The organism is Legionella erythra (assembly GCF_001467615.1).
GTDB classification, from domain to species: Bacteria; Pseudomonadota; Gammaproteobacteria; order Legionellales; family Legionellaceae; genus Legionella_C; species Legionella_C erythra.
Genome location: NZ_LNYA01000034.1, coordinates 359,660 through 377,070, shown reverse-complemented (window position 1 = coordinate 377,070; position 17,411 = coordinate 359,660). Strand labels below are relative to the sequence as shown.

The window sequence follows — 17,411 nt, the reverse complement described above, 5'->3', positions numbered from 1 at the left end:
TTCATATCTTAAGGGATAGTTAAAATGGGCTTAATGCATATTAAAAGTGGTCGTGATGTTCCAAATGAAATCAATGTCATCATTGAAATTCCCATGCACGGCGAGCCTGTCAAATACGAAGTTGACAAACATACCGGTGCGTTATTTGTTGATCGTTTCATGACAACCGCCATGTTTTACCCCACGAATTACGGCTACATTCCCAACACCCTGTCAGAAGATGGCGATCCCGTAGACGTTCTGGTCGTTACCCCTGTTCCGTTGATAAGCGGTGCGGCTATCCCTTGCCGTGTGGTCGGCATGCTCAAAATGACCGATGAGGCTGGCGTGGATGCCAAATTACTGGCTGTTCCGACCAACAAACTCACCAAAATGTATGAGAATGTTAAAACGTACGCGGATTTACCGCGGCAACTATTACTGTCTCTGGAGCATTTTTTCCAGCATTATAAAGATCTGGAAGAAGGCAAGTGGGTAAAAATCACGGGGTGGGAAGGACCTGAGGCGGCCAAAGAAGAAATTATTGCAAGTGTTGAACGGTTTAACAGCAAGGGCAATTAATCCTTGCCTGGATTTTCAGGCATTGCCATTTTACTGAAGCGGCCTTTAGGGTGTTCAAACGCCTGGTCGCTTTTCAATATGCGTTCCAATTCCCCATTCACCTGACGCACATAACTGATCATCTCCGCTTCTTTTTCAAAGAACTCAAAGGATTGCTTTAAGGAGGCTTCATCCAGCTGTAAAAAGGCTTTGGCCTTACGCCGCAGTGTTTCGGGACTATGCCCAAGAAAGGCCATGATTTCCTGCGCCATCGTCAGCGATGAATCAAATGTCTCCCGTTTAAAATAGTTCACGCCTGCTTTATGCAATTGATAGGCATGACTGCGATTGCGGGCACGGGCATAAATGGTTAAATGGGGGAAGCTCTGCTTGGCCATTTCTACAATTTCGAGACTGACGTCTGGATTGCCTACGGCAATGACCAATAATTTAGCCTTGTCTGCGCCGGCATTCATTAGTAAATCGAGTCTCGCAGCATCGCCAAAATAACCTTTGTAACCGAATTTACGCAATAATTTAATCTGCTCCGGATCTTTTTCCAGTATGGTTAGCTTAACGCCATGGCCTGTTAGAAAGCGCCCGACAATTTGCCCAAAGCGCCCATAGCCGACAAGAATAATGTCTTGTTTTTCATGAATCGTGTCAAACGGTTGTTGGGGAACCAGGCTTAGATAATGAGGCACGATAAAGCGTTGATAGAGCAGCATGATAAAAGGGGTTGTTGCCATGGAAAGGGCGACGACTAACGTATAAAAATTGGCAGTTTGTTCATTGATGACATTCACATGGAAAGCAAATTTAAACAGGACAAACGCGAACTCTCCGCCCTGGGACAATGCCAGCGCAAAGCCGATGCGTTGAATGAGCGTGAGGCCAAATTGCCATCCCAGAAGCAAGAGTACGGCGGCTTTGATAACAATCAGAATCCCAACGGCACCGAGCAATTCATGCCATTGTGCCCCAAGCAGGTTGAAATTAATGCTCATCCCCACTGAAATAAAAAACAAACCCAGCAATAAACCTTTAAAGGGCTGGATGTCGGTTTCTAATGTGCGTTTGTATTCCGAGTTGGCCAGTACTACCCCGGCAACGAAGGCGCCCAGCGCAGGGGACACGCCCACAGCTTCCATGAGCAAGGTGATGCCGACAATTAAAGCGAGTGACGTGGCTGTAAATACCTCCCGAAGATGTGTTCTGGCCACAATAAAAAACAGATGGCTTGAAAAAAAATGGCCTGCGACAATCATGGCGCCAATCACACTGGTGACAATAATGGGGTGGATCCAGGCGGGGAACAGGGCAAGCAGCGTCGCTTCATGGGGTACTGTTGCCGCTGTCGTGGCAGAAGCCAGCAGGGGCATAATGATAAGAATAGGGATAACGGCAATATCCTGAAACAGTAACACGGCAAAGGACGTTTCACCTTCGGCAGTTTTCAACAGATTTTTTTCCTCAAGCATTTGAATGACCAATGCGGTTGAAGAAAGGGTTAGAGCCATACTCACCGCCAGGCTGCTTTGCCAAGGATAGCCTAACAAGAGACCAAGAAGGCAAAGAATAGCCGAGGTCACAATGACCTGCAGGCTTCCCAACCCGACGATCATCTTGCGTAGCCGCCACAGGGTGGCAGGTTCCAGTTCAAGGCCAATGAGAAAAAGCATCATGATGACGCCGAATTCGGCAAATTGCATGATTTGATTGGGATTGCCGATGAGTTTAAAACCGTAAGGGCCGATCAACGCGCCGATGATTAGATAACCCAATACAGAGCCCAGTTTAAAACGGCTGGCAAGCGGCACAATCAGGGCGGCGGAGGCGAGGAAAATAAATACATTACTAAGAAGATGGTTATTCATAGTGGTCTTTCTATACCTTCGATAAGCGTGATTGCCCTCAAAACTCACCCCGATATCGAACTATACCGTTAATTTGCTGCCGCAGCTACAAGCCTATGGCGTAGGGCTATCCGTATCATTGAGCAGATGCAACACACCTCTGGATATGGTTCCTAGCACTTGATTATCTTCGGGCTTTTCACGAAGCGGATTGTAGCGGAACAAGGTCATATCGGCCAGTTTGCCAACTTCCAGAGTGCCCTTGTCATCATCCATGCCATACAGCCTGGCGGCTTCTACAGTCAGTGCCCGCAAGCTCTCCTCTAAACGAAGCGTTTGCTGCTGATTAAATACCGCCGGGCATTGGGCATTGGGCTTTTCATTCCAGTTCTGGACTTGACGGGTCAGGTTTTGCCGCATCATCGCCAGGGGGGCCGGCGGAGTGGCCGGTGAATTGGCCTGAATGGGGGTGTTGCCCAGAACAGCACGCGCTTGTGCCAGCGGGTTTTCATTTAATGCACGCAACGGGCCAAGGAATTGATGACACATGCTTTCGCCCCAATAATAAAGGTGAGGTGAAAACCAGTTAACGCTCAGGCCCAGCATGCGAATGCGATAGAGTTGATCCTGCCGGGTTAATTGGGCATTGATGAGCATGGGCCTGAAGCTGAAATCATTCTGGGTTTGTTGAACTTTTTGCACCAGATTTAACGCCACATCAATGGCGGCATCGCCCTCACATTCGAGTGCGACCTGAACATGGGCTCTCGCCGCTTTAAGCAGCATTTTTTCAAGGCTTCGCAAATTGTAGCGCAGCTGCCCCGCCCAGCCGGTGGCCAAATAATCCGGCACTTTGTAGTAGGGCGAGGACAGGTAGGCCTGATAATCTCGGATGTTGCCGTCAACGGTGAGGCGTACCGGGCCATTGTAGAGCCTTGGATTGTCAAGCTCATTCATGGCAAAACGTTGTTTGTCACCCACAGTTTGCGCATTTAACACCACGTCCACTGGAAAAGACGGTTGGCTTGTTAAAAAATAATAGGCATTGAGCCAATCCTGAGAAGCCTGGGTTTCAGTCACAGTCGTATAACCGGCGGCGGCATAACGCTTGGCCGCGACCTCAATGGCCTGCTGTAATTCGGCTGATTGAATGATTTTGACCAAGGCTTTTTGCAATTCGCCCTGCGCCAACAGACCGGTTTCAGACACCGTCACGGGAATGCTGCTTTTTAAGGCTGGCAACTGGTTCATGGCGGCTTGGTTCAACAGGGCTTTGTGTCCGGATGAATATAGCACCAGGATGGGTTTGGTCAAACTGATATCATCCAGCATGGCGCGGGTCAATGCTCTGCCAGGCATGCGCGCATTGTCATACCCATTGACGATAAGCCAGGCGTCATCCTGGGTCATTTTATGGCGGATGGCTGCTAAAAATTCACTTAAGGATTTAACCGGTTGCCATCCTGCTTGTTGAAATACATTGGTAGTGGATAAATCAAGGGCGTGGTTGGCAAGCCAGCCGTAAAGAACAAATTGCGAATAGGTATCAATGAGACCGGGGGTGACCGTGGCCCCTTTCAAGTCAATGACGCGGGTATTTTCATCACGGCATTGAACAGTCAATTCGTTTTCCTTCCCCAGCGCGACAATGCGGTGGTTTCTAATGGCTACCGCCTCGACCTCGGGCTGTTTGGGGTTTAACGTGATGAATCGGGCGTTGGTAAACAACGCAGTGGCATGATGGCAAAGGGTGTAGTCATTTTGTGAGTAAACAGCCGGTATGGCCAAAAAAAGACAGCCGCCAAACAGAGAGACGCGATTCATTACCCATCCTTGTCAAGACACTTTATTTATCCTAGCTAACTTATCAGGATGAGGCAAAGCATTTGTGCCGCTTGCGTAGTTGGCGCTATCGGCGTCGAGTTGAATTTTTTTTACACTGTGATTAGCAATTTACAATTTAAATGGTTTCGAGTAGAGTGGATGCACGTTTTTGTGTATTTTTTACACGATTATTAAGCTTATCTTAAGCTTAAACCCATATAATGAACTTGCCATTACAGGATTAGCCAAGAGAAGGATTGGAATGAGCACTAAAAAGCATGCTTTAACTATTTTTAGTCTGACAATGATTACTGTCGGATCGGTCGACAGTATTCGCAATCTGCCGGCCACGGCCTTGTTCGGCAGCCAATTAATCGCTTTTTTTATGCTGGGCGCCTTGTTTTTTTTAATTCCGACGGCTTTGGTTTCTGCCGAGCTGGCTTCCGGATGGGCTAAGCAAGGTGGTATTTATGTTTGGGTCAAGGAAGCATTTGGCAAGCGAACCGGCTTTTTGGCCATCTGGCTGCAGTGGATTGAGAATGTGATTTGGTACCCTACTATTCTTTCATTTGTGGCAGGAACGGTCGGTTACCTCATTAATCCGACCATGGCCGGTAATCCTTATTTCCTGTGGATAGTGATTGTCAGTTCCTTCTGGGGGGCTACCCTCGTCAATCTGCGCGGCATGAGTTCATCGGCTCTGTTCAGCAATATTTGTGCGCTCTCAGGATTGCTATTGCCCATGTCCTTAATTATCGGTCTGGGGGCGGTGTGGATAGTTGGCGGTAACCCCATGCAAATACATTTTGATACGCAGAGTATCGCCCCTCACCTGCACGATAAAGGCATGTGGGTGTCGCTGACAGCGATTATGATGTCCTTTTGCGGCATTGAAATTGCCACTGTGCATGCCAATGATGTGGAAAATCCCCAGCATGCGTTTCCGCGTGCCCTGATTTATTCCGTGGTGATTATTTTAAGTACGCTGATTTTGGGTTCCCTGGCCATCGCGGTGGTTCTACCGCATAACGAAATTAATCTGGTAGCCGGGATTATGCAGGCATTCGATGCCTTTTTCTCGCGCTATCATTTGTCCTGGATGATGCCGGTAGTTGCCGTCATGCTGGTCATGGGCGGATTAGGCGGTGTTAGCAACTGGATTATTGCGCCGACCAAAGGGCTGTTGGTTGCGGCAGAAGAGGGCAACCTGCCGCCCAGTTTCCAGCGCGTTAACCGCCGTGGCGCTCCGGTCCTGATGCTGGTGACTCAAGCTGTGATTGTCACCTTGTTGTCGACATTATTTTTATTCATGCCGAGTGTCAACGGCTCGTATTGGTTATTAACTGCATTGGCAGCGCAATTGTACATGCTAATGTACCTGTTAATGTTCGTTGCAGCGATTAAGCTGCGTGTCAGCAACCCGCATCATCCGCGAGCTTTCCGTATTCCTGGCGGCTTAAGCGGCATGCTGTTGGTTGCCGGTATTGGGATTGTGGGCACATTAACCACGTTGGTGGTCAGTTTTATGCCGCCTGTCGATATCAATGTCGGCAGTATCGCTCGTTATGAGGCTACACTGGTCTTTGGGCTGTTGCTCATGTGCGCTCCGCCCTTTGTCAGTTCCTGGATGCAATCCCGCCGTACGGGAAGAACACTTGCCTTAGATAGCACGCCAGCTGTATAAACGTAGGCTTTTTCAAATGGCCGGCACCGTACACGGGTTGTTAAATGAATTAAGCGCGCGCCTTCCAGAATTGGAATGGAAGCTTGCTAACCTGCATGCTTTTAATCCCTTGAGTTTGCCCAAGGGATTATTTCAAACAGCCAACACCCCTGACGCGAGCGCTTTCATTGCCGAAGTTAAAAAAGACATTGACCGCTTGGCCAGGCGCAATGATTTGCAAAGCGCGCATTTTGTCGCCGAACGCATCAAACAAAAAATCAATGTATTGGTTAGCCTCTGTCAACTCCATGACAAGTCCAGCCTGCGGGCGGAAAAGCCGGATTACACCTTGCCCCGGATCATGACCCGTCAACAGTGGCTTCAATCGCTTGAGCATGAGATGGAAGTGCTCAGTCATCAGCAGCAGGCCCTATTCAATCGGCAGCAAAAACACCTTGATGCCGAAGCGCAACTCGCGCTCCAGGCTGAATTGGGGGCGTTGGAAAAACGGCTGACTCTCCTGCGTGAAACCTATCAAAAGGCCGTTACCACCTAACCGGGCGTGGGGTTGCGGTACCCAGATTTTCAAAACCTCATTGCCTTGGCTGCTCCGCTGGATTCTTTGCCTCCGTATGGCATAAGATACGGTTTTTTAAAAACAAGAAATAAATGGATGACGAGATTTCGAGCCCTTACCGCTTTTTGCGGTATCTTCCTGCTAAATCCGGTATGGGGATTGCCCATCAATGACAGCGGTCACATCAGTGCGGCCACGGTGAAAGATATTATCCCGATTAAATCGGAAGCCGATATTGCCGCGGCTTTGCAAAAGGCCAAGGCACAAGGTCTACCTGTTGGTATTATGGGTGTACAACATAGTCAGGGCGGGCAATCCATCGCGCCTCAGGGGATACAACTGAATATGCTGCCCTTTAGCCGGATCTTAAGGCTTGATGTGGCGAAAAAGCAGGTGACTGTGCAAAGCGGCATGACCTGGGGCAAACTGCAGGAAGCCATCAACCCTCATCAATTAGCCATTACTGCCATGCAATCGCCGAATATTTTTACGGTAGGCGGTTCATTAAGCGTTAACGCCCATGGCGATGATTTCCGCATGGGAGCCGTTGGCAACAGTGTTTTAGGTTTTCATCTGCGCTTATCGGATGGGCAGCGCCTGCGGGTTTCACCTGAGCATCATCCGGAGTTATGGCGTGCAGTAAGGGGCGGCTATGGTTTATTGGGGGTTGTTACGGATGTGACGTTGCAGTTAACAGACAATACCTTATTAACCAGTCATTACAATGAAATGTCGACGGACACGTTTCCTGATTATTTTCGCCATGCCATTTTACATGATCGCCGGGTGGTTCTTTTTTATGCCCACATGAATATTGTGCCCGATGCGTCGTTTCTTAATGACCTGTATGTCATCACATACACGGATACCGGCAAGTTACCCGATGAGGTCGTCAGGCTTGACAACCCAGAGCGCTGGAATGCGTTATTAACCCCTTTGTTTAATGTTTCACGCAACAGTTTTTATGGTAAACGCTGGCGCTGGAAAATGGAGAAACGCCTGTTTAAGAAAATGTATCAAGGCAAAGTGGTTAGCCGTAACAATGCCATGGAAAAACCCGTTCGTTTTGCCGCCGTCTTTAAGCCAGGTACAGCGGATTGGCTGCAGGAATATTTTATTCCCGTCGATCAATTCCCGGCCTTCATCAAGCAATTGCGTCAGCTGACTTTGAAGAGCTCAATTGATTTACTGAATGTGACTGTTCGTTATGTACCGGCTGAAACGGATTTGTTGTTATCGCAAGCCAGGCAAGACAGCCTTTCGGTCGTGCTTTACTTTAATCAGAAATTATCCGCCCAAGCGGTAAACGAGACAAAGCAGTGGACAGAAAAACTAATCGATGCGGCCTTGAGTCTGGGTGGTTCTTATTACCTGACTTACCAGAACTTTGCCAGTCAGGCGCAATTTGAAAAAGCGTATCCTCATTGGGTTGAATTCAAGACCATAAAACATCGGTATGACAAAGCAGGGGTATTCAGTAATACATTTTATCAAAAATATTACAATTGAGACGCTAATCTTAATATAGGGTTAATGAATTGTCGTTAAAATAGCCAGCTCGATTAATAAAGAGTTTGTTATGTCTAAAGATTATCCTATCGAGATTAATTATTATGGTCAGTGCTTCAAATTGACTGATTTTATTGGGCTAAAGCCGCAATTCGTTAATGAAAGAAAAGCCATGCGGCTGTTACAAAAACGACACGAACCCTGTGATTACATAAGTAAAAATGAGCAGAAACATTACGAAATTAAGCCCACAGAAACCAATATTATTGCTTTAGACTCGAGCAACGGTCTAGAGGATGAATGCGATGACGAATACAATTTTGTATTAACCTGCGATGATCCGCCGCGATTATTGATTGATAAGACACTTAACCACTCTTTTTTAGCCAATGGTAAAAAAGTTCTGGCTGCGGGCGGGCTTATATTCAGGCAGGGGCAACTGGTTGGCATCACCAATAACAGCGGCCATTACCGTCCTACGGATGAGCAAATGTTGGCTGTGATTAAAGCCTTGTATTTAGCCAGTGATAATCGTTTAAGTTACTATAAAAGCTATGTCAGTAAGCCGGCTAAGACTTATGTGGTTCAGGAGCTTGTTGTTCTTGATGGTTTTTCCAAGGCAAGTCCTTTGGATGATGATGAAATTTTACTCGCGAACGGCAAACGGCAGATGATTTCCGGGTATGAGACCAACTCATCCCGAACGGAGCAGGAACCCGAACGACGATTTGGACTGCAACTGGTCTCGGAACTGAATCAAAAATACACTACGACCATTGCCTTGCATTCCTTTTTTAAAGTGGAAGCCATCGAAAATAATAGCTTGGTCTCCTCCTCAAAGCACAACGCCCTCTAACGCGTGTTAAGCGGGGATAGCTGTGGCTGTGTGTCGGCAAGTGTCAGTCAGCCACACAGCCATAACAGGCTTGAGGCTTGCCGCTTATAAAGGCCCAATAGCGATCGCCGTAAGACCAATGCCAATACTCAGTCGGGTAATTAACAAAGCCTGCTAACAACAGGGCGTGGCTCATGATGCGACGGTATTGCGCTGCCTCGGGGGAAACCCGGGTGGTATGCGTGGGCGAAAGTTCGACGTCAGTATCGGACATCCAGTCTTTAGGATGAATGCCCATATCCACGGGCTGTCCTTCCTTATCGACCAGGTAAACGTCAATGGCAGCACCCGTGGTGTGGGGAGGAATATTGGCACTGCCATCAAAATTCACCACCGGCGAAATAAGTTTGGTTGTTTCATTAAAGAGTTGTTCTTTCGACCAATGGGCGTGCAATTGCTGCAATTGGCTATGCCGTTCATCAAACAGTTTTTTTTGCAATGACAGGCTGCGGTAACCCTCATAAAGGCAGAATCGCAAATGGGCTGGCAGTAATTGCTGTGCGGCTAACAACCGTTGATACACCTCATGCCGCATTTTGGTGTAATCCGTGTTATTGGGTATTTCCGGGGAGGGGCCAATGAAGAGTTCATCACTGTCCTTCATGTCGATGAGTGGATCATGATTCTCAACAATGGGAATAGCCAGTACTTCGGGTGCCGCAATTAAAGCCATCGGAGGGTGTGAAGTAACCAGCATTGTTATTCTCCATAGTCAATTCAGTGAAGAGTATACAATTGTTAAAAAAAATTGTCAGATTGTTTCTTCTATTCTAGTCTTCTGTGGCCAAAGGGGTAAGCCATTGGCTCGTTGCAGCCAGTTACTCTGGGGGTAAGGGAGGCTGGCATCAACGGCATGCAGGGTATAGGCATGCCTCGATTTGGATGAGGCATTGGCATTGCTTTTATGCGGGACGTGGCCATGCAAAAGAATGAGGCTGCCTTGCTTTACTTCAAGCGGCACGCAGTGTTCCTCAGGCCAGGGCGTTTTATCGTATTCTTCAACATAAATTCCGTCGTTTTCCCGGATCATTTTTTGTCTTAAAGGGGTATGATGGGGGCTGGGTATCACTTGTAAACAGCCATTTTCCAGGGTGGCATCCTCAAGCGCGAACCAGAATCCCAATACATCACCCTGCTCACTGTGGAGGTAGGTCGCATCCTGATGGCAATTAACTTCCGCGCCGATAGCCGGTTGTTTAAAAATATACATGGATTGCAGCAGGCAGGGCATTTTAAAGCCGAGTTGCCTGCAAATGGACTGGATACGCGGGTCATGGGAGTATTGGCTGAAAATCGGATCGAGTTCATGCAGGGCATGCCCAACCTTGTTTAATGAGCGCTCAAGTGCCTGTACCAGCGTGCCATCCGGGTTGAAGGCGTCAGGTTCAAAGAAAAAATGTATTTTGTCGCCGGATTCAAGGAAATACCGGGATGCTGCGTGTTCATTGGTTCGAGTTGAAAAGATTGCAGTTGTCATGCTGTCTTTATTGGCGGCAATCAGGCAATCCATGCGCTGCATGAGCTGTTCACAGGTTTCCCTGCTAAAAAAATTGTCAATGACCAGATAACCCTGGGTAAGAAAATCATCAATCTGTGCCGGCGATAAGTCCATGGTCTTCCCTTGATATGATAGCTTAAGGCGCAAGCATCATAGTGTGTTTGTGGCGTTTAGGCAACCGGGCTGATGCGGGGATGTTCAAGCCAACGGCTTGAACAATGCGGTGGCTTTCATTATGCTCTAATTTTAGCGAAAGGATTCATGATGACGGCGTCTCTGGCCACCATTACCCTCTATTCGATTATGCCAGCTCTGTTGATGATTGTCGGCGGAGGGATAACCAGTTTTTATCAACCGTCCCGATCATTGACGAGCGCAACGCAACATGTTGCTGCCGGTGTCGTCTTTGCAGCCGTCGCCAAAGAGTTATTGCCTGAAATCAGTGTGAATCATGCGCCGCTGGCTCTGGCCCTGGGTTTCTCCTTAGGCGTGCTTGGCATGTTGCTGTTGAAGGGGTTAACCGGCAAGCTGGAAGAACGGGAAGAAGGTTTGCCTGGCATGCCCTGGGGATTACTTTATGCCGTTGGCATCGATTTATTACTGGATGGCATTTTAATTGGGGTTGCCTTTTTAGCCGGAGCTAAAGGGGGTGTGCTGGTGGCCGTCGCCCTGGCCATTGAAATATTCTTTCTCGGTTTATCCACTACGGCCACGTTGGCATTACGCCGTATTTCCAGGTGGAGACGGGCAGGAGTAACCCTGCTTTTAGCCTTATTAATTCCTTGCGGTGCGATCCTTGGCGCCAGCCTTCTGGTTAATTTGCCGACTGCAATGACCGATGGCGTCTTGTCTTTTGGTGTCGCCGCTCTTCTTTACCTGGTGACGGAAGAATTATTAATTGAGGCGCATGAGGGGGTGGAAGCACCCTGGGTTACTGCCTGTTTCTTTGCTGGTTTTTTAATCATTTTATTACTTGAAGGGTTAAGTTAGCCCTCAAAGGGAATGCCATGGATAACATCAAAGGCGTGCTGATAGCTGTCGTGATTTATAGCTTGTCAAGCCTGGGATTGGCCTCAGATACAGTCCCCCATCAGACTGTCCAGCCTATGCATTTTACGTATTCACAATTTAAGGCAGCGAAACGCAGCAATTTGCCGTTCATGGTGGCTTTTCACAAGAAAAATTGTTCCCGATGCAAAAGGCAGCAGCAGATATTAAGGGAACTGTTCCGTGCGCCTGAGTTTATGGCCCTGCGCCTGTTGATTGTGGATTTTGATGATGCTGACCTGGTGAAGCAATTTGATGTGACTTTTCACGACACGCTGATTTTTTATCGGGGTCCGCGAGAAGTGAGCCGCTCGCATGGTTTGCTCGAAGCAAGAGCCATTAAACAACAGATAACGGGTTGATTAATACACAACTGCGTTGTAATTCGGAGGTAAAATTGCGCTTTTGTGCAATTTGAACTGTAATAAAAAGGGATCACTAACTGGAGCCACGAGATGCCAATCAGTTATGCATGCCTTACCTCATTAAAAACCATGTTACAGAATTACAAAAAAACAGGCAGCAGCGATACTCATTACCAGGACTTGCTGGCTCTGTTACATAAAATATGCCGTTCCCCGCATAAATTAAAAGTATACGCCGACAGCGACATGCTCCTGCTTATGTTGAACTCGGCTTCCCAAATCGGATATGCCCCACAGTTTAAGGCCTGTGTCGAGGCATTTCTTGTGGATTATCAGACACGAACCAATGCGCTGGAGTCGTTTGTGGATGACAAGGGCAAGCCTGTCTCAAGCGACGACTTCTGGAAAGAGGAAAATCAGTGGCTGCCGCCTGAAATACCCAGCGCCTTGACGCTTGAGCTTAAAGCCGTCATTGCCGAGCGGGAACGTCGATTGCGAGGGGGAGGCGAGGGTGCGCCAAAAACCCAGCCTGTCAATAAAGTCGAATTCGGCTTGAATATGAAGTAAATCAACATGGCTTGATTCAGGAAGAATGATGTTTAAGAAAATTTTAATCAGTAATCGGGGTGAAATTGCTTTACGGATCGTGCGCGCCTGCAAGGAAATGGGGATTGCCGCTGTTGCCATTCACAGTGAAGCGGATCGGTACTCGCTGCATGTCAAGCGTGCTTCACACTCCCATTGCCTAAGCAGCAAGCCCCTCGATGCTTACCTGAATGGCCATCGCATCATCGAGTGCGCCAAAGCAGCCGGCTGTGAAGCAATCCATCCCGGGTATGGTTTTTTATCTGAAAATGCTGATTTTGCACTGGCCTGTGAACAGGCGGGTTTGGTTTTTATCGGCCCTCGCGCTGACGTGATAGCCATCATGGGTTCCAAGGTGGCAGCGCGCAAGGCCATGCAACGAGCCGGCATCCCGGTCATTCCGGGGAGTGAGGGTAATCTTGAATCGGTCGAGGACGCCTTGGCCTCTGCCGAACGACTAGGCTACCCTGTGATGCTTAAAGCGACATTTGGCGGGGGCGGGCGCGGTATTCGCCTGTGTTACGAACCGGAGCAGGTCAGGCAGCAGTTTGCGCGCGCGCAATCCGAGGCGGAAAAAGCGTTTGGCGACAGCCATGTGTTTATGGAAAAATTTATTGCTAATCCGCGCCATATCGAAGTCCAGATTCTTGCCGATCAGCATGGCAATGTTCTTCATCTGTTTGAGCGCGATTGCTCCATTCAACGCCGGCATCAGAAGCTGGTTGAAATTGCGCCCGCAGTACAACTTGATCAAGCGACGCGCGAGATGCTCTATGCTTATGCGGTCAGGGCTGCAAAGGAAGTTGGTTATACCAATGCCGGCACGGTTGAGTTCATTCTCGATGAAGACAATCAGGCGTATTTTCTGGAAATGAATACCCGTCTGCAGGTGGAGCATCCGGTCACAGAACAAATTACCGGTATCGATCTTGTCCAGGAGCAGATAAAAATCGCCGCTGGAGAGCCGTTGTTTATCCAACAGGAGCAGATTAACCGCAATGGCTTTGCCATTGAATTCCGGATAAACGCGGAAGACCCGCAGAATGACTTTCTGCCCAGTTTTGGGCGGGTGACCCGTTATTATGCGCCAGGAGGGCCCGGGGTTAGGACGGACAGCGCCATTTATACCGGCTATTCTATTCCACCTTATTATGATTCGCTTTGTGCCAAGCTGACCGTCTGGGGTCTGGATTGGCCGTCCGCTATCCGCCGTGCGCGCCGGGCATTGGAAGAAATGCGCCTGTTTGGAATAAAAACCACCATTCCCTATTACCTGGAGATGATTAAATCGGAGGAATTTCTTCAAGGGCAATTGCATACCGGACTTGTGGAATCTCATCCAGAATGGCTGCAGTATTCCAACAAATCCCTGCCGCACCATAAGGCTGCGGTGATAGCCGCAGCCATTGCCCGTTTGCGTATGAAAAACAATTAGCCTATTGCGTAATTGTCAATCAGGCGAATATCATCAATAAGCACGGCGGCAAAGCGCCGGCCGCCCTGTTCGTTAATGTACTCGACCGTAATGCCGGCTGTCTGCAAGTCATTTTGTAACTCATCGGCGGGTTTATTTTGGTGAAAAAGGCGGGCAAATGTCTCTGCCTGAAGCCGCTGAGCCTGATTCAGACGATTGTTTCGTGAACTGTAGGCCAAACCGCTGGGTTCCCGGATGGTGGGGCAGGCGATGATATCAATCGGCAGAAAAAAGGCATCAGCCATGCCGCGAATCAGCAGATATTGCTGATAATCCTTCTCACCAAAGTAAGCTTTTTGGGGCCTGACCAAATTCAATAATTTTAAAACGACGGTTAATACGCCGGTGAAATGCCCGGGGCGGTGAATGCCTTCCATGCAGAGGCTTAAGTGATTTTCATGCACCTGATAATGATACCCGTCCGGATAGATGTCTTGTTCTGTCGGCAATAAACAGAAATCGACGCCGCTTTCCTCCAATAAGTGTAAATCGGCCTCAAGCGTACGTGGGTAGTGGGTAAAATCATCTGCGCGGTTAAATTGGGTTGGATTAATAAAAATGCTCGCGGCCGTGTAGTGATTTTGCTGCTGACTGACAGCGTACAACGACGCATGACCGGCATGCAGGTTACCCATTGTGGGCACGAAACCGAGGCTTGCATGGTCAGGGAGCGAGCGGCGGAAATGAATCCACTCGTCAAGATGATGAAAAATCTGCATGGCTAATCCTGTTGATAAACGCCCCGGTGTCGGGGCTTGTCATTAAAAGGCATGATCGGACGTGGGGAACGCGGCTTGGCGAACCTCATCCACATAGGCATTGATGGCGTTTAAGGTCAGTGCTTTCCCATTCAGGTATTGCTTTAAGAATTTCGGTCGGAATTCAGACTGCAGGCCCAGCATGTCATGCCAGACAAGGACCTGCCCATCCGTACCGACGCCAGCGCCGATGCCGATGGTGGGTATGGCGAGAGCCCGAGTGATTGTTTCTGCCACGGATAAGGGCACGCACTCTATCACCAGAGCGGTACATCCGGCTGCTTCCAGACGTTGGGCCTGGTGGAGGAGTTCTGCGGCCTGTTTTTCTTCTCGGCCCTGAACTTTATACCCCCCCAGCTGGTAAAAAGATTGCGGTGTTAAGCCAATATGGCCAATGACCGGCACACCCGCAGTGACTAAGTGAGCAATTGTTTTACAGGTGTCCTCATCGCCGCCTTCAATTTTTACGGCGTGAGCACCGGCCTGCATGAGTTTTCTGACACTCTCTATGGTGTCACGCTGGGAAAGACGGTGACACAAAAAGGGTAAGTCGCTGATTAAAAACTGCTGAGTCAGGCCGCGGGCCACTGCCTGGGTATGCAGAATCATCATCTCCAGCGTCGCCATAACAGTGGTGTCATAACCATGCACCGCCATGGCCACCGAATCGCCCACCAGCACGCAATCGAGTTTTGACTCGGCAATGGTTTTCGCTGACGGGTAATCGTAACAGGTTAAAACGGTTATTTTTTCACGGTTTTGCTTTTTGCGTTTAAAGTCGGAAATTTTCATGGAGCCCCTCCGGGTAACAGAGAAGTGCCAAGCGTCAATACAGGTACCTGTCTCATGGATCAAGTCCTCCGGTTAATGGTTGATAAGTCACCGCTGCCCTTAGGCAGTCGGCGCCTTTCTGATCTTAAAGTACGGGCACCAAATTGCAAGATGCCGGGTTAATTATGTTACTATCTTGCCTTATTCAAAAGGGAACTGGACAAAAAATGTTCTTAATCATGAGGCGAGCATGTTATTTGCTGATAAATTAGACAAACCTGGCGAGCACCCCTTCGTGTTTAATACCCAGGCCGGTGAATTCGAAGGCCTGCTCACAGTGCCTTTAACCGGCGGTTCGCCGTTCGTTGCGGTATTGGGACACCCCCACTCCCTGCAGGGCGGAACCATGAATAACAAAGTTGTGACGACCATGGCGCGCGCGTTTAAAGAGCTGGGCATCCCCAGTCTTCGTTTTAATTTTCGGGGTGTCGGCCATTCACAGGGACGTTATGACGAAGGCATGGGCGAAAGCGAGGACATGCTGGCGCTTTGTCGGCTATGGGCGGCTGAGTTTCCACAAAGCCGCTACCTCTTTGCCGGGTTTTCTTTTGGCTCCTATGTGGCTTATCGTGCAGCAGCACAACACCCCCATGAGCTGTTAATCACCGTAGCCCCACCCGTGCATCATTATGATTACCGCGCATACCAACCGCCGCCTGCGGCCTGGCATCTTTTTCAGGGCGACAGGGATGAGGTGGTGCCTTCGTCCCTGGTACTTGATTTTGCGGCCGGCTTTTCTCCGCCGCTTGACGTGACTGTTTTTGCCGAAACCAGTCATTTTTTCCATGGGAAATTATTGGAGTTGAAAGAGAAGCTCATGGAGGTCGTCACCGCCAGGGTATTACGGCCATGACGATTTTAGCTCGTTATGATGCCGCCATTGCCCGCGGTGACATTGAAAACGATCCGCTCCAGCGGCCAATCATTAGGGTGATGGATGAGTTGGCTGCCGCCCTTGGCCAACCCAAAAAATCCTTCTTCAGCTGGCGCCGTACCCAGGGAATCAAAGGCATTTATCTTTACGGCAGCGTTGGCGTCGGTAAGACCTTTCTCATGGATCTTTTATTTGAAGAAGTCAAAATCCGCGAAAAAATCCGTTTTCATTTCCACCATTTCATGCAGCAGATTGACGCGCAGCTCAGACGCTTGCAGGGGCAGAAAGATCCCTTGCAGGTCATTGCTAAAAACTTGGCGAAAACAACACGCCTATTGTGTTTTGATGAATTTTTAGTCCATGATGTCGCCCACGCCATGATTCTCGCCGAATTATTAAAGGCTTTATTTGCTAATGGCATTGTGCTGGTGGCGACGTCCAATATTAAACCAGACGATCTTTATTTAAATGGTGTGCAGCGGGCCCGTTTTTTACCGGCCATTGCCTTGATTAAATCGCATTGTCAGATACTGGCCTTAAATCAGCCGCGCGATTACCGGGTTGGCCGTGATATTCAGCTTGAAACCTTTTTCTATCCTTTAAATGAAAGCACAAAAAATCGCTTCAGTACACAATTTGCTTTAATGGAACCAGCGTCCAGATCGGCTGGGACCGTGACGGTGCAAAATCGTGAAATCCCTTATATTCGTTGTGGTGAAGAAGCCATCTGGTTTGATTTTAAGGTGATTTGTAACCTGCCGCGCAGTCAGTTGGATTATCTTGAACTGGTGGATCGGTTTTCAAATTTTTTCGTCAGCGACATGCCGCAACTGCATGAACGCGATACGGTGTATGCGATTTTGTTTGTGCACTTTATTGATGTGCTCTACGATCGCGGCATTCGCCTGATTCTGTCTGCCGAGGTGCCTTTGACTGAGCTTTACCTCAAGGGAGAAATGAGCCAGGCCTTCAAGCGAACCTTAAGCCGATTGCAGGAAATGCAATCCCAGGATTATCTGCGTCGGCCGCCCCGTCGCGCCGTACATCACCTGTTGACGCCGCCAGAATGACAAAATTTGTTCTAAAATGAGAATGATTCTCGATATCATTTGTGT

At 48.7% G+C, this 17,411-nt stretch carries 17 protein-coding genes; 11 read left to right on the top strand and 6 right to left on the bottom strand.

Annotated elements, in window-relative coordinates:
• The first annotated feature begins 24 nt into the window (after positions 1 to 24).
• Positions 25 to 561 (top strand): inorganic diphosphatase, encoded by a 537-nt coding sequence (gene ppa, locus Lery_RS12990; RefSeq protein WP_058527661.1) that lies wholly within the window; start codon positions 25 to 27, stop codon positions 559 to 561.
• Here ppa and Lery_RS12985 read toward each other — a convergent pair.
• Together Lery_RS12985 and Lery_RS12980 are read right to left on the bottom strand one after the other, a co-directional pair.
• Positions 558 to 2,417 (bottom strand): monovalent cation:proton antiporter-2 (CPA2) family protein, encoded by a 1,860-nt coding sequence (locus Lery_RS12985; protein WP_058527660.1) that lies wholly within the window; start codon positions 2,415 to 2,417, stop codon positions 558 to 560. The genes ppa and Lery_RS12985 overlap by 4 nt on opposite strands.
• A 93-nt stretch (positions 2,418 to 2,510) precedes the next feature.
• Complete coding sequence (locus Lery_RS12980; protein WP_058527659.1) at positions 2,511 to 4,220, bottom strand: amidohydrolase; 1,710 nt, start codon at positions 4,218 to 4,220, stop codon at positions 2,511 to 2,513.
• A gap of 262 nt (positions 4,221 to 4,482) precedes the next feature.
• Between Lery_RS12980 and Lery_RS12975 the strand changes: the two genes are divergently transcribed.
• The 4 genes from Lery_RS12975 to Lery_RS12960 all read left to right on the top strand — a co-directional run bounded on the left by Lery_RS12975 (position 4,483) and on the right by Lery_RS12960 (position 8,825).
• Positions 4,483 to 5,904 (top strand): APC family permease, encoded by a 1,422-nt coding sequence (locus Lery_RS12975; protein ID WP_058527658.1) that lies wholly within the window; start codon positions 4,483 to 4,485, stop codon positions 5,902 to 5,904.
• 16 nt (positions 5,905 to 5,920) lie between these two features.
• Positions 5,921 to 6,439 (top strand): primosomal replication protein, encoded by a 519-nt coding sequence (locus Lery_RS12970; protein ID WP_058527657.1) that lies wholly within the window; start codon positions 5,921 to 5,923, stop codon positions 6,437 to 6,439.
• Positions 6,440 to 6,556: 117 nt separating this feature from the next.
• A complete protein-coding gene (locus Lery_RS12965; RefSeq protein WP_131751057.1) occupies positions 6,557 to 7,969 on the top strand; it encodes an FAD-binding oxidoreductase in 1,413 nt (470 codons plus the stop codon).
• A gap of 70 nt (positions 7,970 to 8,039) precedes the next feature.
• Complete coding sequence (locus Lery_RS12960) at positions 8,040 to 8,825, top strand: hypothetical protein (protein ID WP_058527655.1); 786 nt, start codon at positions 8,040 to 8,042, stop codon at positions 8,823 to 8,825.
• Positions 8,826 to 8,868: 43 nt separating this feature from the next.
• On the opposite strand, the gene Lery_RS12955 is transcribed toward Lery_RS12960, so the two are convergent.
• Entirely contained in the window at positions 8,869 to 9,561 is a 693-nt protein-coding gene (locus Lery_RS12955; protein WP_058527654.1) for a M15 family metallopeptidase, read from the bottom strand.
• 54 nt (positions 9,562 to 9,615) lie between these two features.
• Positions 9,616 to 10,476 (bottom strand): phytanoyl-CoA dioxygenase family protein, encoded by an 861-nt coding sequence (locus Lery_RS12950; protein WP_058527653.1) that lies wholly within the window; start codon positions 10,474 to 10,476, stop codon positions 9,616 to 9,618.
• Positions 10,477 to 10,548: 72 nt separating this feature from the next.
• Between Lery_RS12950 and Lery_RS12945 the strand changes: the two genes are divergently transcribed.
• The 4 genes from Lery_RS12945 to Lery_RS12930 all read left to right on the top strand — a co-directional run bounded on the left by Lery_RS12945 (position 10,549) and on the right by Lery_RS12930 (position 13,794).
• Positions 10,549 to 11,352, top strand: coding sequence for a ZIP family metal transporter (locus tag Lery_RS12945; protein ID WP_237759228.1), 804 nt, complete (start codon positions 10,549 to 10,551; stop codon positions 11,350 to 11,352).
• A gap of 17 nt (positions 11,353 to 11,369) precedes the next feature.
• The gene (locus Lery_RS12940; protein WP_058527651.1) at positions 11,370 to 11,771 is read left to right on the top strand and encodes a thioredoxin family protein; all 402 of its coding nucleotides are present in this window, start codon (positions 11,370 to 11,372) and stop codon (positions 11,769 to 11,771) included.
• Between the two features lie 93 nt (positions 11,772 to 11,864).
• Positions 11,865 to 12,341, top strand: coding sequence for a hypothetical protein (locus Lery_RS12935; RefSeq protein WP_058527650.1), 477 nt, complete (start codon positions 11,865 to 11,867; stop codon positions 12,339 to 12,341).
• Positions 12,342 to 12,369: 28 nt separating this feature from the next.
• The gene (locus Lery_RS12930; RefSeq protein WP_058527649.1) at positions 12,370 to 13,794 is read left to right on the top strand and encodes an acetyl-CoA carboxylase biotin carboxylase subunit; all 1,425 of its coding nucleotides are present in this window, start codon (positions 12,370 to 12,372) and stop codon (positions 13,792 to 13,794) included.
• Here Lery_RS12930 and panC read toward each other — a convergent pair.
• Positions 13,791 to 14,552 carry a pantoate--beta-alanine ligase gene (gene panC, locus Lery_RS12925; RefSeq protein ID WP_058527648.1) on the bottom strand — a complete coding sequence of 254 codons (762 nt, stop codon included), beginning with the start codon at positions 14,550 to 14,552 and terminating at the stop codon, positions 13,791 to 13,793. The two genes, Lery_RS12930 and panC, sit on opposite strands and share 4 nt — an antisense overlap.
• Before the next feature lie 42 nt (positions 14,553 to 14,594).
• Positions 14,595 to 15,383: a 3-methyl-2-oxobutanoate hydroxymethyltransferase gene (gene panB, locus Lery_RS12920; protein WP_058527647.1), complete on the bottom strand. Its 789-nt coding sequence runs from the start codon at positions 15,381 to 15,383 to the stop codon at positions 14,595 to 14,597.
• A gap of 229 nt (positions 15,384 to 15,612) precedes the next feature.
• Here panB and Lery_RS12915 point away from each other — a divergent pair, with 229 nt between their 5' ends.
• Both Lery_RS12915 and zapE read left to right on the top strand, forming a co-directional pair.
• The gene (locus Lery_RS12915; protein ID WP_058527646.1) at positions 15,613 to 16,275 is read left to right on the top strand and encodes an alpha/beta hydrolase; all 663 of its coding nucleotides are present in this window, start codon (positions 15,613 to 15,615) and stop codon (positions 16,273 to 16,275) included.
• Positions 16,272 to 17,366 (top strand): cell division protein ZapE, encoded by a 1,095-nt coding sequence (gene zapE / locus Lery_RS12910; RefSeq protein WP_058527645.1) that lies wholly within the window; start codon positions 16,272 to 16,274, stop codon positions 17,364 to 17,366. Before Lery_RS12915 ends, zapE begins: the two co-directional genes overlap by 4 nt.
• The last annotated feature ends 45 nt before the right edge of the window (positions 17,367 to 17,411 follow it).